Source organism: Pectobacterium sp. HCp5_1, assembly GCF_032905925.1.
Taxonomy (GTDB): Bacteria; Pseudomonadota; Gammaproteobacteria; order Enterobacterales; family Enterobacteriaceae; genus Pectobacterium; species Pectobacterium brasiliense_A.
Window position 1 is genome coordinate 53,796 of record NZ_JAUMIO010000016.1, and the last position, 15,173, is coordinate 68,968.

At 52.1% G+C, this 15,173-nt stretch carries 13 protein-coding genes, 1 tRNA gene and 2 pseudogenes; 9 read left to right on the forward strand and 7 right to left on the reverse strand.

Translation table 11 applies throughout. The features are described from left to right. Window positions 1-5: 5 nt before the first annotated feature. The 6 genes and pseudogenes from Q3A88_RS12600 to Q3A88_RS12625 all read left to right on the forward strand — a co-directional run bounded on the left by Q3A88_RS12600 (window position 6) and on the right by Q3A88_RS12625 (window position 8,206). Entirely contained in the window at window positions 6-755 is a 750-nt protein-coding gene (locus Q3A88_RS12600) for a DUF4194 domain-containing protein (protein WP_039515093.1), read from the forward strand. Continuing rightward, a pseudogene (locus Q3A88_RS12605) lies at window positions 752-955 on the forward strand (ATP-binding protein); the annotation flags it as partial. The gene Q3A88_RS12600 and the pseudogene Q3A88_RS12605, both read left to right, overlap by 4 nt. Window positions 956-2,692: 1,737 nt before the next feature. Then, complete coding sequence (locus tag Q3A88_RS12610) at window positions 2,693-4,039, forward strand: SbcC/MukB-like Walker B domain-containing protein (protein WP_307824124.1); 1,347 nt, start codon at window positions 2,693-2,695, stop codon at window positions 4,037-4,039. Window position 4,040: 1 nt separating this feature from the next. Next, window positions 4,041-5,189, forward strand: a complete 1,149-nt coding sequence (locus Q3A88_RS12615; protein ID WP_110163427.1) for a DUF3322 domain-containing protein — start codon at window positions 4,041-4,043, stop codon at window positions 5,187-5,189. 98 nt (window positions 5,190-5,287) lie between these two features. Then, window positions 5,288-7,360 (forward strand): RNA-binding domain-containing protein, encoded by a 2,073-nt coding sequence (locus tag Q3A88_RS12620; RefSeq protein WP_317178028.1) that lies wholly within the window; start codon window positions 5,288-5,290, stop codon window positions 7,358-7,360. Between the two features lie 132 nt (window positions 7,361-7,492). Next, window positions 7,493-8,206, forward strand: a pseudogene (locus Q3A88_RS12625) (IS1 family transposase). A 51-nt stretch (window positions 8,207-8,257) separates the two neighbouring features. On the opposite strand, the gene Q3A88_RS12630 reads toward Q3A88_RS12625, so the two are convergent. Both Q3A88_RS12630 and Q3A88_RS12635 read right to left on the reverse strand, forming a co-directional pair. Next, window positions 8,258-8,524 carry a helix-turn-helix domain-containing protein gene (locus Q3A88_RS12630; protein WP_110163429.1) on the reverse strand — a complete coding sequence of 89 codons (267 nt, stop codon included), beginning with the start codon at window positions 8,522-8,524 and terminating at the stop codon, window positions 8,258-8,260. Window positions 8,525-8,627: 103 nt separating this feature from the next. Next, on the reverse strand, window positions 8,628-8,888 hold the full coding sequence (locus Q3A88_RS12635) for a helix-turn-helix domain-containing protein (protein ID WP_110163430.1): 261 nt from the start codon (window positions 8,886-8,888) through the stop codon (window positions 8,628-8,630). A gap of 120 nt (window positions 8,889-9,008) precedes the next feature. On the opposite strand from Q3A88_RS12635, the gene Q3A88_RS12640 reads away from it, so the two are divergent. Beyond that, window positions 9,009-9,251 carry a helix-turn-helix domain-containing protein gene (locus Q3A88_RS12640; protein ID WP_040033442.1) on the forward strand — a complete coding sequence of 81 codons (243 nt, stop codon included), beginning with the start codon at window positions 9,009-9,011 and terminating at the stop codon, window positions 9,249-9,251. An 84-nt stretch (window positions 9,252-9,335) separates the two neighbouring features. On the opposite strand, the gene Q3A88_RS12645 is transcribed toward Q3A88_RS12640, so the two are convergent. Next, window positions 9,336-9,411: transfer RNA gene (locus Q3A88_RS12645), tRNA-Phe, on the reverse strand. A gap of 172 nt (window positions 9,412-9,583) precedes the next feature. On the opposite strand from Q3A88_RS12645, the gene Q3A88_RS12650 reads away from it, so the two are divergent. Then, window positions 9,584-10,429, forward strand: a complete 846-nt coding sequence (locus Q3A88_RS12650) for an AraC family transcriptional regulator (RefSeq protein ID WP_317178029.1) — start codon at window positions 9,584-9,586, stop codon at window positions 10,427-10,429. 35 nt (window positions 10,430-10,464) lie between these two features. Beyond that, entirely contained in the window at window positions 10,465-11,055 is a 591-nt protein-coding gene (locus tag Q3A88_RS12655; RefSeq protein ID WP_317178030.1) for a LysE family translocator, read from the forward strand. Here the strand turns inward: Q3A88_RS12655 and Q3A88_RS12660 are convergent. The 4 genes from Q3A88_RS12660 to Q3A88_RS12675 all read right to left on the reverse strand — a co-directional run bounded on the left by Q3A88_RS12660 (window position 11,052) and on the right by Q3A88_RS12675 (window position 15,132). Further along, window positions 11,052-11,627 (reverse strand): transcriptional regulator, encoded by a 576-nt coding sequence (locus tag Q3A88_RS12660; RefSeq protein WP_014914059.1) that lies wholly within the window; start codon window positions 11,625-11,627, stop codon window positions 11,052-11,054. The genes Q3A88_RS12655 and Q3A88_RS12660 overlap by 4 nt on opposite strands. Window positions 11,628-11,661: 34 nt before the next feature. Further along, window positions 11,662-13,392: a protein-disulfide reductase DsbD gene (locus Q3A88_RS12665; protein ID WP_317178031.1), complete on the reverse strand. Its 1,731-nt coding sequence runs from the start codon at window positions 13,390-13,392 to the stop codon at window positions 11,662-11,664. After that, window positions 13,368-13,700 (reverse strand): divalent cation tolerance protein CutA, encoded by a 333-nt coding sequence (gene cutA, locus Q3A88_RS12670; protein ID WP_010286405.1) that lies wholly within the window; start codon window positions 13,698-13,700, stop codon window positions 13,368-13,370. The genes Q3A88_RS12665 and cutA overlap by 25 nt, the downstream gene beginning before the upstream one ends. A gap of 130 nt (window positions 13,701-13,830) precedes the next feature. After that, complete coding sequence (locus tag Q3A88_RS12675) at window positions 13,831-15,132, reverse strand: anaerobic C4-dicarboxylate transporter (protein ID WP_010286407.1); 1,302 nt, start codon at window positions 15,130-15,132, stop codon at window positions 13,831-13,833. Between the last annotated feature and the right edge of the window lie 41 nt (window positions 15,133-15,173).

Here is a 15,173-nt window from a genome sequence, read left to right on the forward strand (position 1 = left end):
TAGGTATGGCGAGCTTTTTTGACAAACTGATTAACCGGAGCGTTACCGCAAATGCAGGCGGTGAACCAGAACCGTTGGACGAAGAGGTTGCCGATTCGTCGGTTGAGGAAACGGCAACCAGTAGCGAAATGCGAACACTGAAAAAAATACGCGAAGCGACTCAGGAATTGCTCAAATACGGCTTGCTGGAAGAGGTCAGTAAACCCAATCTGTACCGCGTATTACTTACTCATCCGGAAGAGGTTACCCGCATTCTGGAACCTCTCGATCTGGATATCGGTATTGATGAGATTCGTGGCCTGCTGTATGTCAAAGTCAGGCTTGATGAAACGCCAGAGCAGGATGAATGGTCACACCCTCTGGTGAGGCGGCAACGGCTTAACCTGGAACAATCATTATTAGTTGCCATACTGCGCCAGCATTTTGTTGCCTGGGAGCAAGAGAGTGGAACTGGTGCCGGCCAGGCGCAGATAGCTATCGACGATCTCCTCCCCCAACTCCAGATTTACCTTGGCGATCCGGGGAGTGAATCAAAAGAACGCACCCGACTGCTTACCTTGCTGGATCAATTAAAAGGGCATGGGCTGGTCACATCGCCGGATGCGCATGAGCGGATCGTGATTCGTCCGATCATTGCCCATCTTGCCGATCCGATTAATCTTCAGGCATTACTGGCATGGTTACGGGAACAGATTGCCCGGCAAACCTCCCAGGATAACGCGTCAGAAAAGGATAGCAGCGAGGAGGATGTATGAATCAGGTATCTCATCTAGCGGGGAAGGAATCTTTCATTCTTACCCACATCGAGTTGTTCAACTGGGGCGGTTTTCATGGATTGCATCAGGCCGCAATCCACCAGGAAGGTACTGCCGTTATTGGCCCAACCGGCAGCGGAAAAACCACGCTGGTCGATGCCTTGATGACGCTACTTTGCGCTACTCCCCGCTACAACCTGGCCTCAACCGGAGGACATGAAAGCGACAGGGATCTTATCTCTTACGTGCGCGGTGTATCAGGCCCCGGCGATGGCGGTGAGGCGCAATCGCATATTGCCAGACCGGGTAAAACCGTGACCGGCGTTGCCGCTACGCTGGAACGTGAAGGGCAACAGGTACGCCTGGGCGCGTTGCTGTGGTTTGATTCCACCAGTTCCAGCGTGACGGATATGAAAAGGCTTTGGCTGTTCAGCGAGAATCCTGGGCAGACGCTTGAGCACTGGCTGAACGTTTACCATGATGGCGGTACACGATTGCTGAGGCAAATGGAAAAAGAAACGACCGGGCTCTGGACATACCCGAATAAAAAACAGTATCTGGCGCGCCTGCGTGATTTCTTTGAGGTTGGGGAAAACGCATTTACGCTGTTAAATCGGGCGGCAGGGTTAAAACAACTCAACAGTATTGATGAGATTTTTCGCGAGCTGGTATTGGACGATCACTCTGCCTTCGATCGCGCAACGGAAGTGGCCAATAGTTTTGATGGCCTGACTGAAATTCATCAGGAGCTGGAAACGGCGCGCAAACAGCAGCAGTTCTTGCAACCTGTTGCCCTGAGTTGGGATAAGTACCAGAAGCAGGAGCGACAACTGGCTGACAGGAAGGTGCTGGAATCGCTGTTACCCATCTGGTTTGCACAACAGGCAAGTCAGCTCTGGCGGGAAAAAGTCAATCGTCTTGACGCCGAACTTGGTGAGGCAGAATCGTGCGAAGCACGGTTACAGTCACAGCTTGAGCTGCAAAAAAAGGTGGTTGCTGATTGTATGCAGCGTTATTACCAGGCTGGTGGCGCAAACATTGATGATCTGAATGAGCGCATCAAGGACTGGCAAAAAACGCTTGGCAGTCTAGAGACTCAGGCGCACCAGTATCAACAGTTGACCCGCAATCTTGGTTTGCCGTCTGACCTGAGTCAGCTTCAACTGGAGTCGAATCAGCATGAAGTCGAACGACGGCTTGAGCAGCTTGCCGGTGATATAAAGCTGAAAGAAGAAGAACTGTATAAAAAAAGCGCGCTCAACCATAACATTACCGTAGAACTTCGCGAACGAGAAACTGAACGCGCTGAGATCGCGCGTCGTCCAGGCTCTAACCTCCCTGCAAATTATCAGACGTTTCGCAGCGATCTTGCAAAAGCGTTGAACGTTGATGAGTCTGAACTGCCTTATGTCGCTGAACTGATCCAGGTTAAACCGGAAGAGGCGCAATGGCGCGGTGCGATTGAGCGCGCAGTTGGGAGTAACCGGCTGCGTATGCTTGTTTCGCCAGAATCGGCACCGGAAGCGCTGCGTTGGGTCAATCAGCGCAACAATCGTCTGCATGTGCGGCTACTGGAGGTCAAATTACCGCACTCTCCCGTCCGGTTTTTCGATGATGGCTTTACCCGCAAGCTGTTGTGGAAAGAGCATCCGTGGCGAGAGGCCGTTAAAGCACTGCTGGCAGAAAGCGACAGGCATTGTGTTGATAGCCCTGAACAGTTGCGTGACACGCCCCATGCTATGACGGTTCAGGGGTTAATGTCCGGTAAGCAGCGTTTTTATGACAAGCAGGATCAGAGACGCCTTGATGAAGACTGGTTAACGGGATTCGATAACCGCGATCGTCTGAACTTCCTTGCCAAAGAAATTACCGCGCTCCAGGAGCAGGTTAAAACCGCAAGCGAGGCATTTGAGTTTGCAAAAGGCGAGGTCGGGCTTTTGCAAACTCAGGCAATTTCATTCCAGAAAATACAACAGATTGATTTCGATAACATCGATGTTCACGGCGCAAAGAACCAACTGGAAGCCCTCAAGGAGCGGCTGGAGAATCTGAACCACCCGGATTCCGACGCCAGCGTGGCAAAAGCAAAACTTGATGAGGCTCAAACGGTTGAATCTGAAATTGATAAGCAGCTCAGAGCCGCCAATAAAGTCACTAACGGGCTGGATACGGAACTCATCTCAGCCCGGGCCGCAGAACGCAAGGCCCAGCAAACTGCGCAACAAGGTATGGAGGATGAAGAGCGAGAGTTGTGCGCGTCACATTTTCCTGCGGTGACTCTGGAGCAACTGCCTAACATTCGCGATCTGGAACGTCAACATGAGCGGGCAATTCAGCAAGAAATCGAGGGTGTTAAAGGTGAACTGCACCGATTGAACATTGAGTTGACCAAACGTATGTCTGAAGCCAAACGTGTGGATACAGGGGCACTCGCTGAGGCAGGGGCTGATTTAGACGATGTTCCTGTTTATTTAAAGCGTTTGCAGGAACTGACCGAAGAAGCACTACCAGAAAAGCTCAGCCGTTTCCTTGACTATCTGAATCGTTCATCTGACGACGGCGTAACGCAACTGCTCAGCCATATCGACCATGAGGTGCTGGTGATTGAAGAGCGCCTCAACGAACTCAATGAAACCATGTTCAGGGTGGACTTTCAACCGGGTCGCTACCTGCGTCTGGATACGAAAAAAGTTGTTCATGAAAGCCTGCGCACGCTTGAGAAAGCACAGCGTCAACTGAATACCGCCCGGTTTGTTGATGATAACGGCGAGAGTCATTATAAGGCCTTACAGGTGTTGGTGGCGCAACTACGGGATGCCTGTGAACGACATCGTACACTCGGGGCGAAAGCGTTGCTTGATCCGCGTTTTCGTCTGGAGTTCGCTGTATCGGTAATGGATCGTCAGAGTGGAAGCGTGATTGAGTCACGTACTGGGTCACAGGGCGGTAGCGGCGGAGAAAAAGAAATTATCGCTTCCTACGTGTTGACCGCATCACTGAGCTATGCTCTCTGCCCTGCGGGGAGCCGTTATCCGCTGTTTGGTACTATTGTCCTCGATGAAGCGTTCTCCCGTAGCTCTCATGCCGTGGCGGGCAGGATTATTGCCGCGCTTAGAGAATTTGGTTTACATGCTGTATTCATCACCCCGAATAAAGAGATGCGCCTGCTGCGCGACCATACCCGCTCGGCGATTGTTGTTCATCGGCGCGGTCAGGATTCGAACATGGCCTCGCTGAGCTGGGAAGAGCTTGAACAGCACTACCAGCGAAGGGAGAACGTGTAGAATGTATTCTCCTGATGAGCTGCGTAAAAAGCTTGCCCGACAGTGGGACAATGCAAAACTCCGGACTGAACGCTTACTTCCACCCGGTAGCTGGCCGCTCTGTCTGTCCATTGGTAAACCTTCCGCCAGGCTATTCGCAGAGCAAACTCAGTGCGTTTTGCAGCATGTGCAGTTATGGCGGCAAGTCGTGGTTGGGCGCGTGGATTGGGAAGATGTCAGTTATCGGGCGAGCGACAGAGCGGTATCACTGCCGTTACGCTGGATCTTGAATAGCCCTTCTGAGTGGATCAAGGCGGCGGCGGAGCCGGCGGTGAGCCGGGAGTTTCGCTTGCTGGAGGAAATTATCGAACATGTCGATCCCATTTTTCATCCGCTGTTAGTCAGTCATCGTTCTTTCTGGCGGCATAAAGATCCGCAGGACATCATCAGTGCTGCCAGGCTGGCCTGCCGATTAACACCTGGCTGTGCAAAAGGGCTGCCGTTAAGGCTACTTTCCGGACAAGGAGTGGATACCAAATTTATCGAGAATAATATTTCGTTATTAACCCGACTGTTGGACGTGCGTTTTTCAGGCGAAGCCAGCGAGCAGGGATTAACGACCTTTCTTGGTGCTTTCGATGAGTCCAGCCACTGGGTTCTGGTCGTGCCGCTATCGCCCGGCTTGCTTCCTTTTAAAAAATGCCGGGTGACGACGGCCGAACTGGCGGAAACGATATTGACCGCGTCACGTGTACTGGTGATTGAAAATGAGCAGTGCCTGCATCAACTCCCTGTGTTATCTGACACTATCGCAATTTTAGGGTGCGGTCTTGACGTGCAATGGTTATCTAGCTCGGCTCTGGATGAAAAACATATTGCTTACTGGGGGGATATGGATAGCTGGGGGCTGCTGATGCTGGCGAGAGCCAGACGCTGCCGTCCGACGCTTGATGCTCTGCTTATGAACCGTGAACTGTTTGAGCAATATGCCAGCCATAGTGCAGTTACGGAACTGGTAAAAGCACAGGAAGCAATACCTGATGGCTTGCTTAATGAAGAGGCCGATTTTTATCGCTACTTAACCCGCCTACCGCGTGGTCGTCTGGAACAGGAATTTTTGCCTGCGGGGATAGTTGAAGAGGCGCTGGTCATGTGGCGGAAAGGATTATAAATAAGGTTGAAAGATCCGTCAGTACCCTTAGCAACCTACCGGATATTTGGTAAATGCAGTATCATATAGCCGAATATTTCTCAGCCAGAGGAACCCCTATGCCTTTGCAAATAAAGGACATTATAGATCTGCAAACCCTTGTTGAATCGGAACAGGTAGAGTTCAAGCTGGCAGGGGGGAAAGACGGCAAAGGCGAGTTACCGAAAGACTTCTGGCCTACCTATTCTGCAATGGCGAATGGTCGGGGCGGCTGGGTGGTTCTGGGCGTAAAAGAGCAGGCAGGCAAGTTCACTCCCGTTGGCGTTATCGATCCTGACAAGATAAAAACTGATCTGTTTAATCAGTTAAACGATCGAGATCGGGTCAGTGCGAATGTGCTGAGATCAGAAAACGATGTGCAACAGGTCTCTTTGCTGGGAACGGACGTTCTGGCGATCCATATTCCACAGGCGATGCGCAAACAAAAGCCGGTTCACCTGAAAAAGTCCCCATTTGGTAACACCTATCAACGTCTGCACGAAGGCGATCGCGTTTGTGATGATATGACAGTCAAGCGGATGCTTGCAGAGCAGATCCACGACAGCCGCGATAATGAAGTGCTTTCCGAACACTATACTTTTCAGGATGATATCGATCCGGACAGCCTGAAAGTCTATCGTAATCTGCTATCGGCAAATAACCCGCAGCATCCTTATCTGGCCTGTGAGCCGTTTGAACTATTTAAAATGGTTGGTGGATGGCGTAAAGACAGGGAAACTGGAAAAGAGGGCATCACGCTGGCTGGCGTTCTCATGTTTGGTAAATGGGATGCGATTATTGCCGCAGCGCCCAACTACATGGTGGATTACCAGGAGCGCCCCGAGGCTAAAACGGAGCTGCGTTGGGTTGATCGGGTATGTCCGGACGGAACATGGTCAGGGAACTTGTTTGATTTTTATCGCAAGGTATACCAAAAGCTGGTCGCCGATCTGAAAGTCCCGTTTACCCTTGAAGGGGGTCAGCGCAAAACGGATACGCCAGTACATATCGCGCTGCGTGAAGCGCTGGTCAACACGCTGGTCCATGCTGATTTTACCGATCGGGTTTCTATTCTGATCGTCAAACGTCCCGACATGTTTGGCTTTCGCAATCCTGGCTCGATGCGTCTGCCGCTGGAGGATGTGATTGCGGGCGGCGTCAGTGATTGCCGCAACAGGTTGCTACACCAGATGTTTTTGCTGATTGGTCTGGGTGAGAAAGCAGGTTCAGGGATGCCGAAGATTTTCAGCGGCTGGAAATCGGCTAACTGGCGAACTCCCAAGCTTTGGGAAAAAACATTTCCTGCACAGACGCTATTAGAGCTTTCTACGGCCAGCCTGATCCCGCAGCATGTTCTGGATGATTTGCATCAGCGGTTTGGTGAAACCTTCGATCAGCTTGGTGATTTTGAACAGGTGATTGTTGCAACGGCGGCGATTGAAGGCTGGGTCAACCATGAACGCGCTTGCCAGTTAACAACACTGCACTCCCGCGAAGTCACGCTGACACTTCCCCGACTGGAAAGTAAAGGTTTTCTGGCCGCTGGGGGTGAGCAGAAAAGCAAATATTATACCTTGCCCGGCGTATCGGTCATGACGCCGGATGAAGTTTTCTCGTTGGGTGCGGTTGTGAGCTCCACACATAACGAGAGGAACTCCGCATATAACGAGCAGAGGTCCACACATAACGAGGGTAACCCCACACATAACGAGCAGAGGTCCACACATAACGAGGGTAACTCCACATATAACGAGAAGAGGTCCACACATAACGAGAATAGCTCCACATATAACGCCGGGGACGATCAGCCCGCGTCCCGGGATGAGTATGGACGTTTGCTCAACCGTTTTATCGATCGACCTTATATTGATGATGTTGAAAATCTTACTGATGCTTTCCGGGATTCGTTGTTTGCTCTGGCTGCGGTTCCCCGTGAAAGGCTGCGTCTGGGGGATAAAGCGCTGATGAAGAGTGTGATCCTGAATGTGTGTCAGGGGCAGTATATTTCCGTTGCTGCGCTGGGACAGATCCTTAGCCGTAACCCTAACGCGCTGCGTCAGCAATACTTGAAACCGCTGGTGGATCAAGGGGAACTGAAACTGGCGTTTCCGCAGTATAAGAATGATCCGAAGCAGGGGTATAGTGCTGTTTGAAAAATTGATATGTAATGCCTTTAATAAGAGCTTATGGATATGGGTGAATTTGATTACGCAAAACAGGCTTAGCATTTGGTGATGACTTAAAAGCGTTATTTCGAAAAGATATCCTCTTTTGAGGAAACGCTTATGACAGTCACTATCGACGTTTCCTGCCGATATTGCTAACAAACAGAACTCGTTCGTAAGCATGGAACAGGAAAAGCAGGATTCCCCGATACTACTGCCAACATTGCCGCCGTACCTTTCAGATTAACTACTGCTACAACGCCCATAAGCCTGGAACAAAAGAAAAGATTGTCGATATGGCGATGAATGGCTCCGGAGTTAGAGACACCGGACGAGTGCTGAAAATTAGTATGAACACCGTCATGAGCACATTAAAAAACTCACGCTGAAACAAGTAACAAGCAGAGCCATCGTCTATGGCGATCTTACTCTGATTTGTGAACTGGATGAACAATGGTCATTTTTGGGGAATAAAAAAATAGCAGCACTGGCTTTGGTATGCATTTGATACAAAAAAGAAAACGGGTTGTTACTCATGCACTTGGCCCTCGCACGGATGAGACGTGCCGTAAGCTTCTCGATTTGTTGGCCCCTTTTCATATTGGCTTTTTCACCACTGATGATTGGGGCAGTTACGCATGAGAAATAGAGTCAGAGAAACACCTGACAGGTAAGGTATTCACACAGCGAATTGAACGGCATAACCTTAATTTACGAATTCATATTAAACGTCTGGCGAGGAAAACAACCTGCTTTTCACGCTCATTTGAAATACATGAAAAAGTCATCGGAACTTACATTGAAAAACATCATTACAACGCATTTGCGTCATGACCCATTTGCCATATTATTAGTTTGATTTTCAAAATTATTATATGGATTGATTTATTTTCCAAAATGAACTATTTCGCCGTTATGCAATTTTAAAATTATTTCAGCAAAATCATCATCAACCGTATAAAAATAACATTCCGGCACATTAAGCACCTTAGCAAACGCGCACATCATCTCAAATGTTGGGCGGTGTATACCGCTTTCATATTGGGATATTCGTGATCGTGCGGTGGCTTCTTCAATGCCAGCCAGTACGCCTAGCTTTTCTTGAGTGAGATTTGCTCGTAGGCGAGCAGTTTTAAGGCGAATGGGCAGCATAATGACACCATCAATAAGGATATTGATAGCATGTTTAGCACTACTTTACATGTGGATTGCTTAGACTTCCTGAACAATAGAGGAGGCGATTTATTTGCATTCGTTAAGAATGACCCTGATGTTTAAGGTAAAGAGCTAGCACCATCTCAGCAAAATCATCGTTAACGGTGTAAAAGTAGCATTCCGGCACATTAAGCACCTTTGCAAATGCGCACATCATTTCAAACGTCGGACGATGTATTCCTCCTTCATACTGAGACACGCGAGAACGCGCAGTTTCTTCCTCAATGCCTGCAAGAACTCCTAATTTTTCCTGAGTTAGGTGAGCACGTAGTCGCGCTGTTTTGAGACGAGCAGGAAGCATTCATTACACCATCAATGATCATACATTGACTTAGTGTTTAGCATTACTTAACATTGTGGTTGTTTAGAGTTGCTGAACAAAGCGTATTTAATGTGAAGCCATAGAATAAGGATCATGGAGATGATTGATAAGGATTGGCATCCAGCAGACATTATTGCTGGCTTGAGGAAGAAAGGCACAACGCTGGCGGCGGTTTCAAGGGCATCAGGACTCGCGTCTTCAACACTTGCTAACGCGTTGACAAGACATTGGCCGAAAGGTGAGAGATTAATTGCTTGTGCATTGGGAAAGCAGCCGGAGGAGATCTGGCCGTCACGCTATCAAGGTATGAACCCGAATCATGGGGAAGGAGAGGCTGGATAGCACGCTCGCAGAGAACCGAACCCCGTTCAGAACCCAATCCCCAAAAGCAAAAAACCAGCCGTTAGGCTGGTTTCTTTAAATTAGTGGTGCCCGGACTCGGAATCGAACCAAGGACACGAGGATTTTCAATCCTCTGCTCTACCGACTGAGCTATCCGGGCAACGGGGCGCATTAAACCTTAATCCCGTATGATCGTCAACCCTATTTAGGGAAAAGCTGTTCAACTGCTTAACTTTACGGCAATCTGATCGGGTAGGCGTCGATTTTGCACAAATCTTCCAGAATTGATGCCTATGAACGGGTAATGCTGATAGCGAAAAGAGGGGAGCGAGATGGCGAACGACTGGCTTGAGCTACGTCAGCATGCAGATACGGGAATTGAGACGATCAAGGCGCATTTTGAGGGGCACGCCTACGATCCGCACTGGCACGACAGCTACCTCGTGGGAGTGACGCTTTCCGGTACGCAGCAGTTTCACTGTCGCCGTGAGCGACACCGGAGTCGTCCGGGGGACGCTTTCTTGCTGGAGCCGGGTGAAATCCACGATGGTGATGCGCCGGTAGATGGCGGGTTTACCTATCTGACGTTTTACCTCGACGAGAAATGGCTGACCAATGCGTTGCACGGCTTATATGCTTCCACGCCAGGAAGTTACTCGCTTCATTTTGCGCAGACACTCACGCGTGATCCACAGCTGGTTCGTTCTATTGGCGACACGTTCGCCACGCTTCACAACGATGAAATGAAAATTGTGCAGCAGAGCGCCATGGATAACCTGCTCTCACAGATCACTGCACATTGTCACTGGCGAAAAAGGTTACCCTCGCAGCTGCAAAGCACGGCGGTGGCCCATCGCGCACGCGATTATCTTTATGCGCATCTGGGCGAAAATATCGGTCTGTCTGACCTCGCGCGGGAGACGGGCACCGATCGCTTCACGCTGACACGTTGCTTTAAACGTGAATTTCATCTGGCACCGCACGCTTGGTTGATCCAACTGCGTTTGGCGAAAGCGCGGCAGCGATTGGCATGCGGCGATCAGCCTGCCGACGTGGCTGCGAGCTTAGGTTTCTCCGATCAAAGCCATCTTGGCCGTTGGTTTCAACGGGCGTATCGGATCTCGCCCGCCCATTACCGTCGGTTGTGCACAAACCTTCCAGACGTTTCCAGAAAATAGCGGCACAGTCAGGGCTCTTAAAAAAGGAGTGACCTGTGAGTTTGATGCCGTTTCTGTTGTTTGCATTTGTCGCCTCGATAACGCCGGGGCCAACGAATATCCTGATTTTAACCAACAGCCAGCGCCATGGCGTGAGAAACACGCTACCTGCGGTGGTTGGCGCCTGCGTGGCAGCAAGCGCCATCGTCCTGATTTCCGGTGCCGGCGCAGGGGAGATGCTGCGTCAGTATCCGGTGGTTCGTCAGGTGATGAGCTGGGCGGGTGTGCTGTGGCTAAGCTGGATGAGCTGGCAGTTATTCAGGGCACCTGCGGCTAATCTCTCTGGTGAATCGCACAACCGTTTTACGGCTCGCGCAGCGGCGTTGTTACAGGTGATTAACCCGAAAACGTGGATGATGGCATTGGCCGTCGTGAGCTTGTTCGCCCCTGCGGGGGAGCATGCGTTGCGGGATATATCGATAATGGCGCTGTGGTTTTTGATTATCTCGATGGCCTGTCTGGTGTGCTGGGCAGGGCTGGGGAAGGCCGTGAACAGGGTGTTTCGCACCACCGTTGCAATGGTGCGCTTTCAGCGCCTGATGGCGCTGTGTCTGTTCGTTTCCGCTTGGGCAGGTATGTTCGCTTAGGTCAACGCGCCGTTTTTGCGGCACAGCGCAAAGCGTAAAACATCTTCTGCCAGCCGCTGCGCGGTGGCGATGCTGGCGGCCTGATGCTTGACCAGCAGGTTGCTCAGGCAGCCTTCCAGAATCAATTCCATCTGCTGTGCCACCATCTCAGGATCGTCGGTTTCCAGCTCTTCCAGCAAATCGCGGGTGTACTGGTAAGACGCCAGCTTCTGCTGTTCCGCAATCTGGTGGATAGGGTGATTGATATCAGGAAAGAAGCTGCACGCCGCAATAAACAAGCAGCCCGGATAACGCTGTTTGTTCACCGACTCGTGCAGTACCTGATAGCGTGCCAGCAGCTTTTGCTCGATGCTTTTCTCGTCGTCCAAGAGAAGCTGACGACGCCAGGTATCGACCTGCTGGCTATGGTGACGTAGGCCGTCGTACAGCAGTGCTTCCCGATCCGGCCAGAATGGCGTCAGTTCCTCTACCGGAACGCCTAGCCTCTCCGCCAGCATATCCAGCGTCGTCATGGCAAAGCCGTGCTGCTCCAGCAGAGTAAGCGCATGTTCAAGAACATCTTCCCGTTGCATTAGGTCTCCTCCAGAAGCACATATAACGTGTCGTTTATGGGCTGAACTTCTGTAAATGTGCCTGAAATTGTTCAGCATTCATAAAACCGGTGACGCGCGAACCGGGGATCTCTTTCCCCTGAGCGTCAAAGAATACGATGGTCGGCAGCCCTAAAACCTGTAGCTTTTTCAGCAGCGCGTTTTGTTCTTCGCGGTTAGCGGTGACGTCCGCCTGTAGCAGCGTGATGCGCGACAGATGGTGCTGCACCGCCGGGTCGCTGAACGTGTATTTCTCGAACTCTTTGCAGGCAACGCACCAGTCAGCGTAAAGATCGAGCATAACAGGCTGAGCGCTCTTTGCCAGCGAACTGTTGAGCTCGGCAATATTGGCGACAGGGGCGAAGTTCAGTGCTGAGGTATGAGCTTGCGCCACGCCAGCCGGAGGAAATACCCAGTCTTGCAGCGGCTTGGCGCTGATCACCACCCCTGCCAGCAGCAGTAGCTGTACGCCACGCATCCAACCTTTGCTGCTGCGCAGCGTCAGCATGAGCGCCCAGCCAAAGAAGGCGATACCCAGTGCGCTCCACAGCCGCATTCCCCACGTCTCGCCCAGAATGCGTTCAAGCAGGAAGACGGGGAGCGCCAGAATAATGAAACCAAACGCTTCCTTAACGTACTGCATCCACGGGCCGCTGCGCGGCAGCAGTTTGTTGCCGAACAGCGTGACCAGAATGAGCGGTAAACCCATGCCCAGCGCGTAGAGATAAAGCGTGCCGCCGCCTGCCAGCATGTTGCCGCTCTGGGCGATGTAAAGCAGGATGGCGCTGAGCGGCGCGGTGGTACAGGGGGAACAAATTAACCCAGCCAGTGCGCCCATGCAGAATACGCCAGTGACGGAACCACCTTGCTGACGGTTGCTCCACTCTGTCAGTCGGGTTTGTACTGAGGACGGGAGCTGGAGCGTATACAGGCCAAACATGGACAGCGCGAGTGCGGCAAACATCACCGACAGGCCAATCAGAATGTAGGGATGTTGGAGCGCTGCCTGAAAGCGTAATCCGGCGGCGGCGACAACCAGCCCGAGCAGCGTGTAGGTCAGCGCCATGCCCTGAACGTAGGTCATTGACAGCAGTAGCGTTCGACGCGGCGTCAGCTGTTCTTTTCTGCCCAGCACCAGGCTGGCAATCAGTGGGTACATCGGCAGGACGCAAGGTGTGAAGGCGACGCCGATACCAATCAACAGCGCCCACCACGGCGAGAACGGCATCGGCGTAGTCTGTGGCGGTGGCGTTTGGGCTGATGCGGTATTCGATGTGTCTGTGCCTGCGTTAGCCAGCACCTGACTGAGAGGAACGACGCGCGTTTCCGGCGGATAGCAGAAACCCGCATCGGCGCAGCCTTGATAGGTGACTTTAACGGTCGCGCCGCTCTCGGCTTGTTGAATGGGAACCGTTAGCGCCAGCCGATCCCGCAGGATAAAGACCTGACCGAAGAACTCGTCGTTATGGCTTTCGCCCTGTGGCAGCTCCACCTTGCCAAGCGTGGCACCGTTCCCTTCGATCTTGATTTGTGCGCGGTACAGGTAGTAATCGGGATGGATATCCCAGCGCAGATTGAGCTGGTTATCCTGCTGCTGAAACTCAAAGGCGAAAGCGCCATCGACTGGCAGAAAGCGTGACGTCGTGCTGTTGCCAAACAGTTTCTGACCGAAAGAAGAGGCGGCTACACTGGGTGTGCCGAAAGCCGTCCATAACAGGAAAATCAGCGTAAAGATGCGTTGAGCCATGTCAGATAATCGCTATCGCCCCCGGATACCGGCAGAACTAATAGCTCCGGCGTATCGTAAGGGTGTTGTTGTTTCAGGTGAGTCAGCAGGGCTTGCTGATGTGAGGTATCGCTTTTTATCAGCATTTGTACTTCTGATTGCTGTTCGAGCTTGCCTTCCCAGTAGTAGAGCGAACGTGCGCCGGGCAGCAGAGTGACGCAGGCGGCGAGCCGCGTTTCCAACAGCGAGTCGGCAAGCCGTTGCGCGCAGGCGTCGTCAGGTGCGGTACACAATATGACGACAGCATCGCAAAGCGGGCGGTCAGACATCACATCCTCCGTGTCAGATGAACAAATTCCAGACAACCAGAGCCACACTATACCTTGCTTTATTGTTTGAAGGGAATGTGGCGGATCGACGAGTTAAGCCGATCCGCGAGGGCTGCCTGAAAGGCAAGCTTTAGATCAGGATGCTGCCGAGGATGAAACCAAATATCACCGACAGCGTAATCGCCATCACGCCCGGAATCAGGAAGGAGTGGTTAAACACAAACTTGCCGATGCGCGTTGAGCCGGTGTCGTCCATCTCCACGGCGGCTAACAGCGTCGGGTAGGTTGGTAGTACGAACAGGGCGGAAACGGCAGCAAAAGATGCCACGGCCGTGACCGGAGAGACGCCCAGCAGCAGCGCAGCAGGCATCAGTGCTTTTGCCGTTGCCGCCTGCGAGTAAAGCAGCGTGGCGGCGAAGAACAGCACGACGGCCAGCATCCACGGGTAGCTTTGCAGCAGTGCACCAGCGGTATCCTGAATATCGGAAATGTGCGCTTTAACAAAGGTATCGCCCAGCCAGGCCACGCCCATCACGCAGATACAGGCGCTCATGCCGGACTTAAACGTGCTGGCAGAGAGGATGCGCGCGGTGTCGATTTTGCAGGTGATGCAAATCAGCGTGGCGATCGTCAGCATAAAGACCACAATCGCTTCGTTACGTGGCAGAACCGGATTCTGAATCAGCCCAACCGTGCCGCTGATCGCCGTGGCATACAGCACGACAGCGACGATGCCGATCAGAAACAGCATCACGGAAAGTTTGGCACCCGGTTTGATCTCATGCTGGCTATTACCGCGCAGCGTGGTTTCGCCTTTTTTCAGACGTTCCTGATAAATCGGATCGTCTTTCAGCTCTTTGCCCAGGAAGTTGGTCACAATTGCCGTCAGCAGGATTGCGGCGAGCGTGGTCGGAATACAAATACCCAACAGCAGCAGATAGCTGACGCCGTGTGGCTCAAGAATACCGGCGACAAACACCACCGCCGCCGAGATCGGCGACGCGGTAATCGCGATTTGCGAGGCAACGACGGCGATAGAGAGCGGACGAGAAGGACGAATGCCCTGCTCTTTGGCGACTTCGGCGATAACCGGCAGGGTGGAAAACGCGGTGTGTCCGGTTCCGGCCAGAATCGTCATGAAGTAGGTGACCAGCGGCGCGAGAAAGGTGACGTATTTCGGATGCTTACGCAGCAGTTTCTCCGCCAGACTGACCAGATAATCCATTCCGCCCGCCACCTGCATTGCGGCGATGGCGGCGATAACGGCCATGATAATTTCAATGACATCAAAAGGGATTACGCCGGGCTTTATCTGAAACCCCAGCGTAAGAACAAGCACTCCCAGGCCACCGGCGAAACCAATGCCGATGCCTCCCAGTCGTGCCCCCAAATAGATGGCGAGCAGAACGATCAGTAACTCAAGACCAAGCATGACTATGCTCCTTAATTAATAATAAAAATTTCATAACTTAT

Bases quoted from the DNA above. Each gene is read 5' to 3' on its own strand.
- Q3A88_RS12600 (WP_039515093.1), top strand. From the start codon at position 6: ATGGCGAGCTTTTTTGACAAACTGATTAACCGGAGCGTTACCGCAAAT.
- Q3A88_RS12675 (WP_010286407.1), bottom strand. From the start codon at position 15,132: ATGCTTGGTCTTGAGTTACTGATCGTTCTGCTCGCCATCTATTTGGGG.
- Q3A88_RS12615 (WP_110163427.1), top strand. From the start codon at position 4,041: ATGTATTCTCCTGATGAGCTGCGTAAAAAGCTTGCCCGACAGTGGGAC.
- Q3A88_RS12665 (WP_317178031.1), bottom strand. From the start codon at position 13,392: ATGGCTCAACGCATCTTTACGCTGATTTTCCTGTTATGGACGGCTTTC.
- Q3A88_RS12620 (WP_317178028.1), top strand. From the start codon at position 5,288: ATGCCTTTGCAAATAAAGGACATTATAGATCTGCAAACCCTTGTTGAA.
- Q3A88_RS12640 (WP_040033442.1), top strand. From the start codon at position 9,009: ATGATTGATAAGGATTGGCATCCAGCAGACATTATTGCTGGCTTGAGG.
- Q3A88_RS12660 (WP_014914059.1), bottom strand. From the start codon at position 11,627: ATGCAACGGGAAGATGTTCTTGAACATGCGCTTACTCTGCTGGAGCAG.
- Q3A88_RS12635 (WP_110163430.1), bottom strand. From the start codon at position 8,888: ATGCTTCCTGCTCGTCTCAAAACAGCGCGACTACGTGCTCACCTAACT.
- Q3A88_RS12650 (WP_317178029.1), top strand. From the start codon at position 9,584: ATGGCGAACGACTGGCTTGAGCTACGTCAGCATGCAGATACGGGAATT.
- cutA (WP_010286405.1), bottom strand. From the start codon at position 13,700: ATGTCTGACCGCCCGCTTTGCGATGCTGTCGTCATATTGTGTACCGCA.
- Q3A88_RS12630 (WP_110163429.1), bottom strand. From the start codon at position 8,524: ATGCTGCCCATTCGCCTTAAAACTGCTCGCCTACGAGCAAATCTCACT.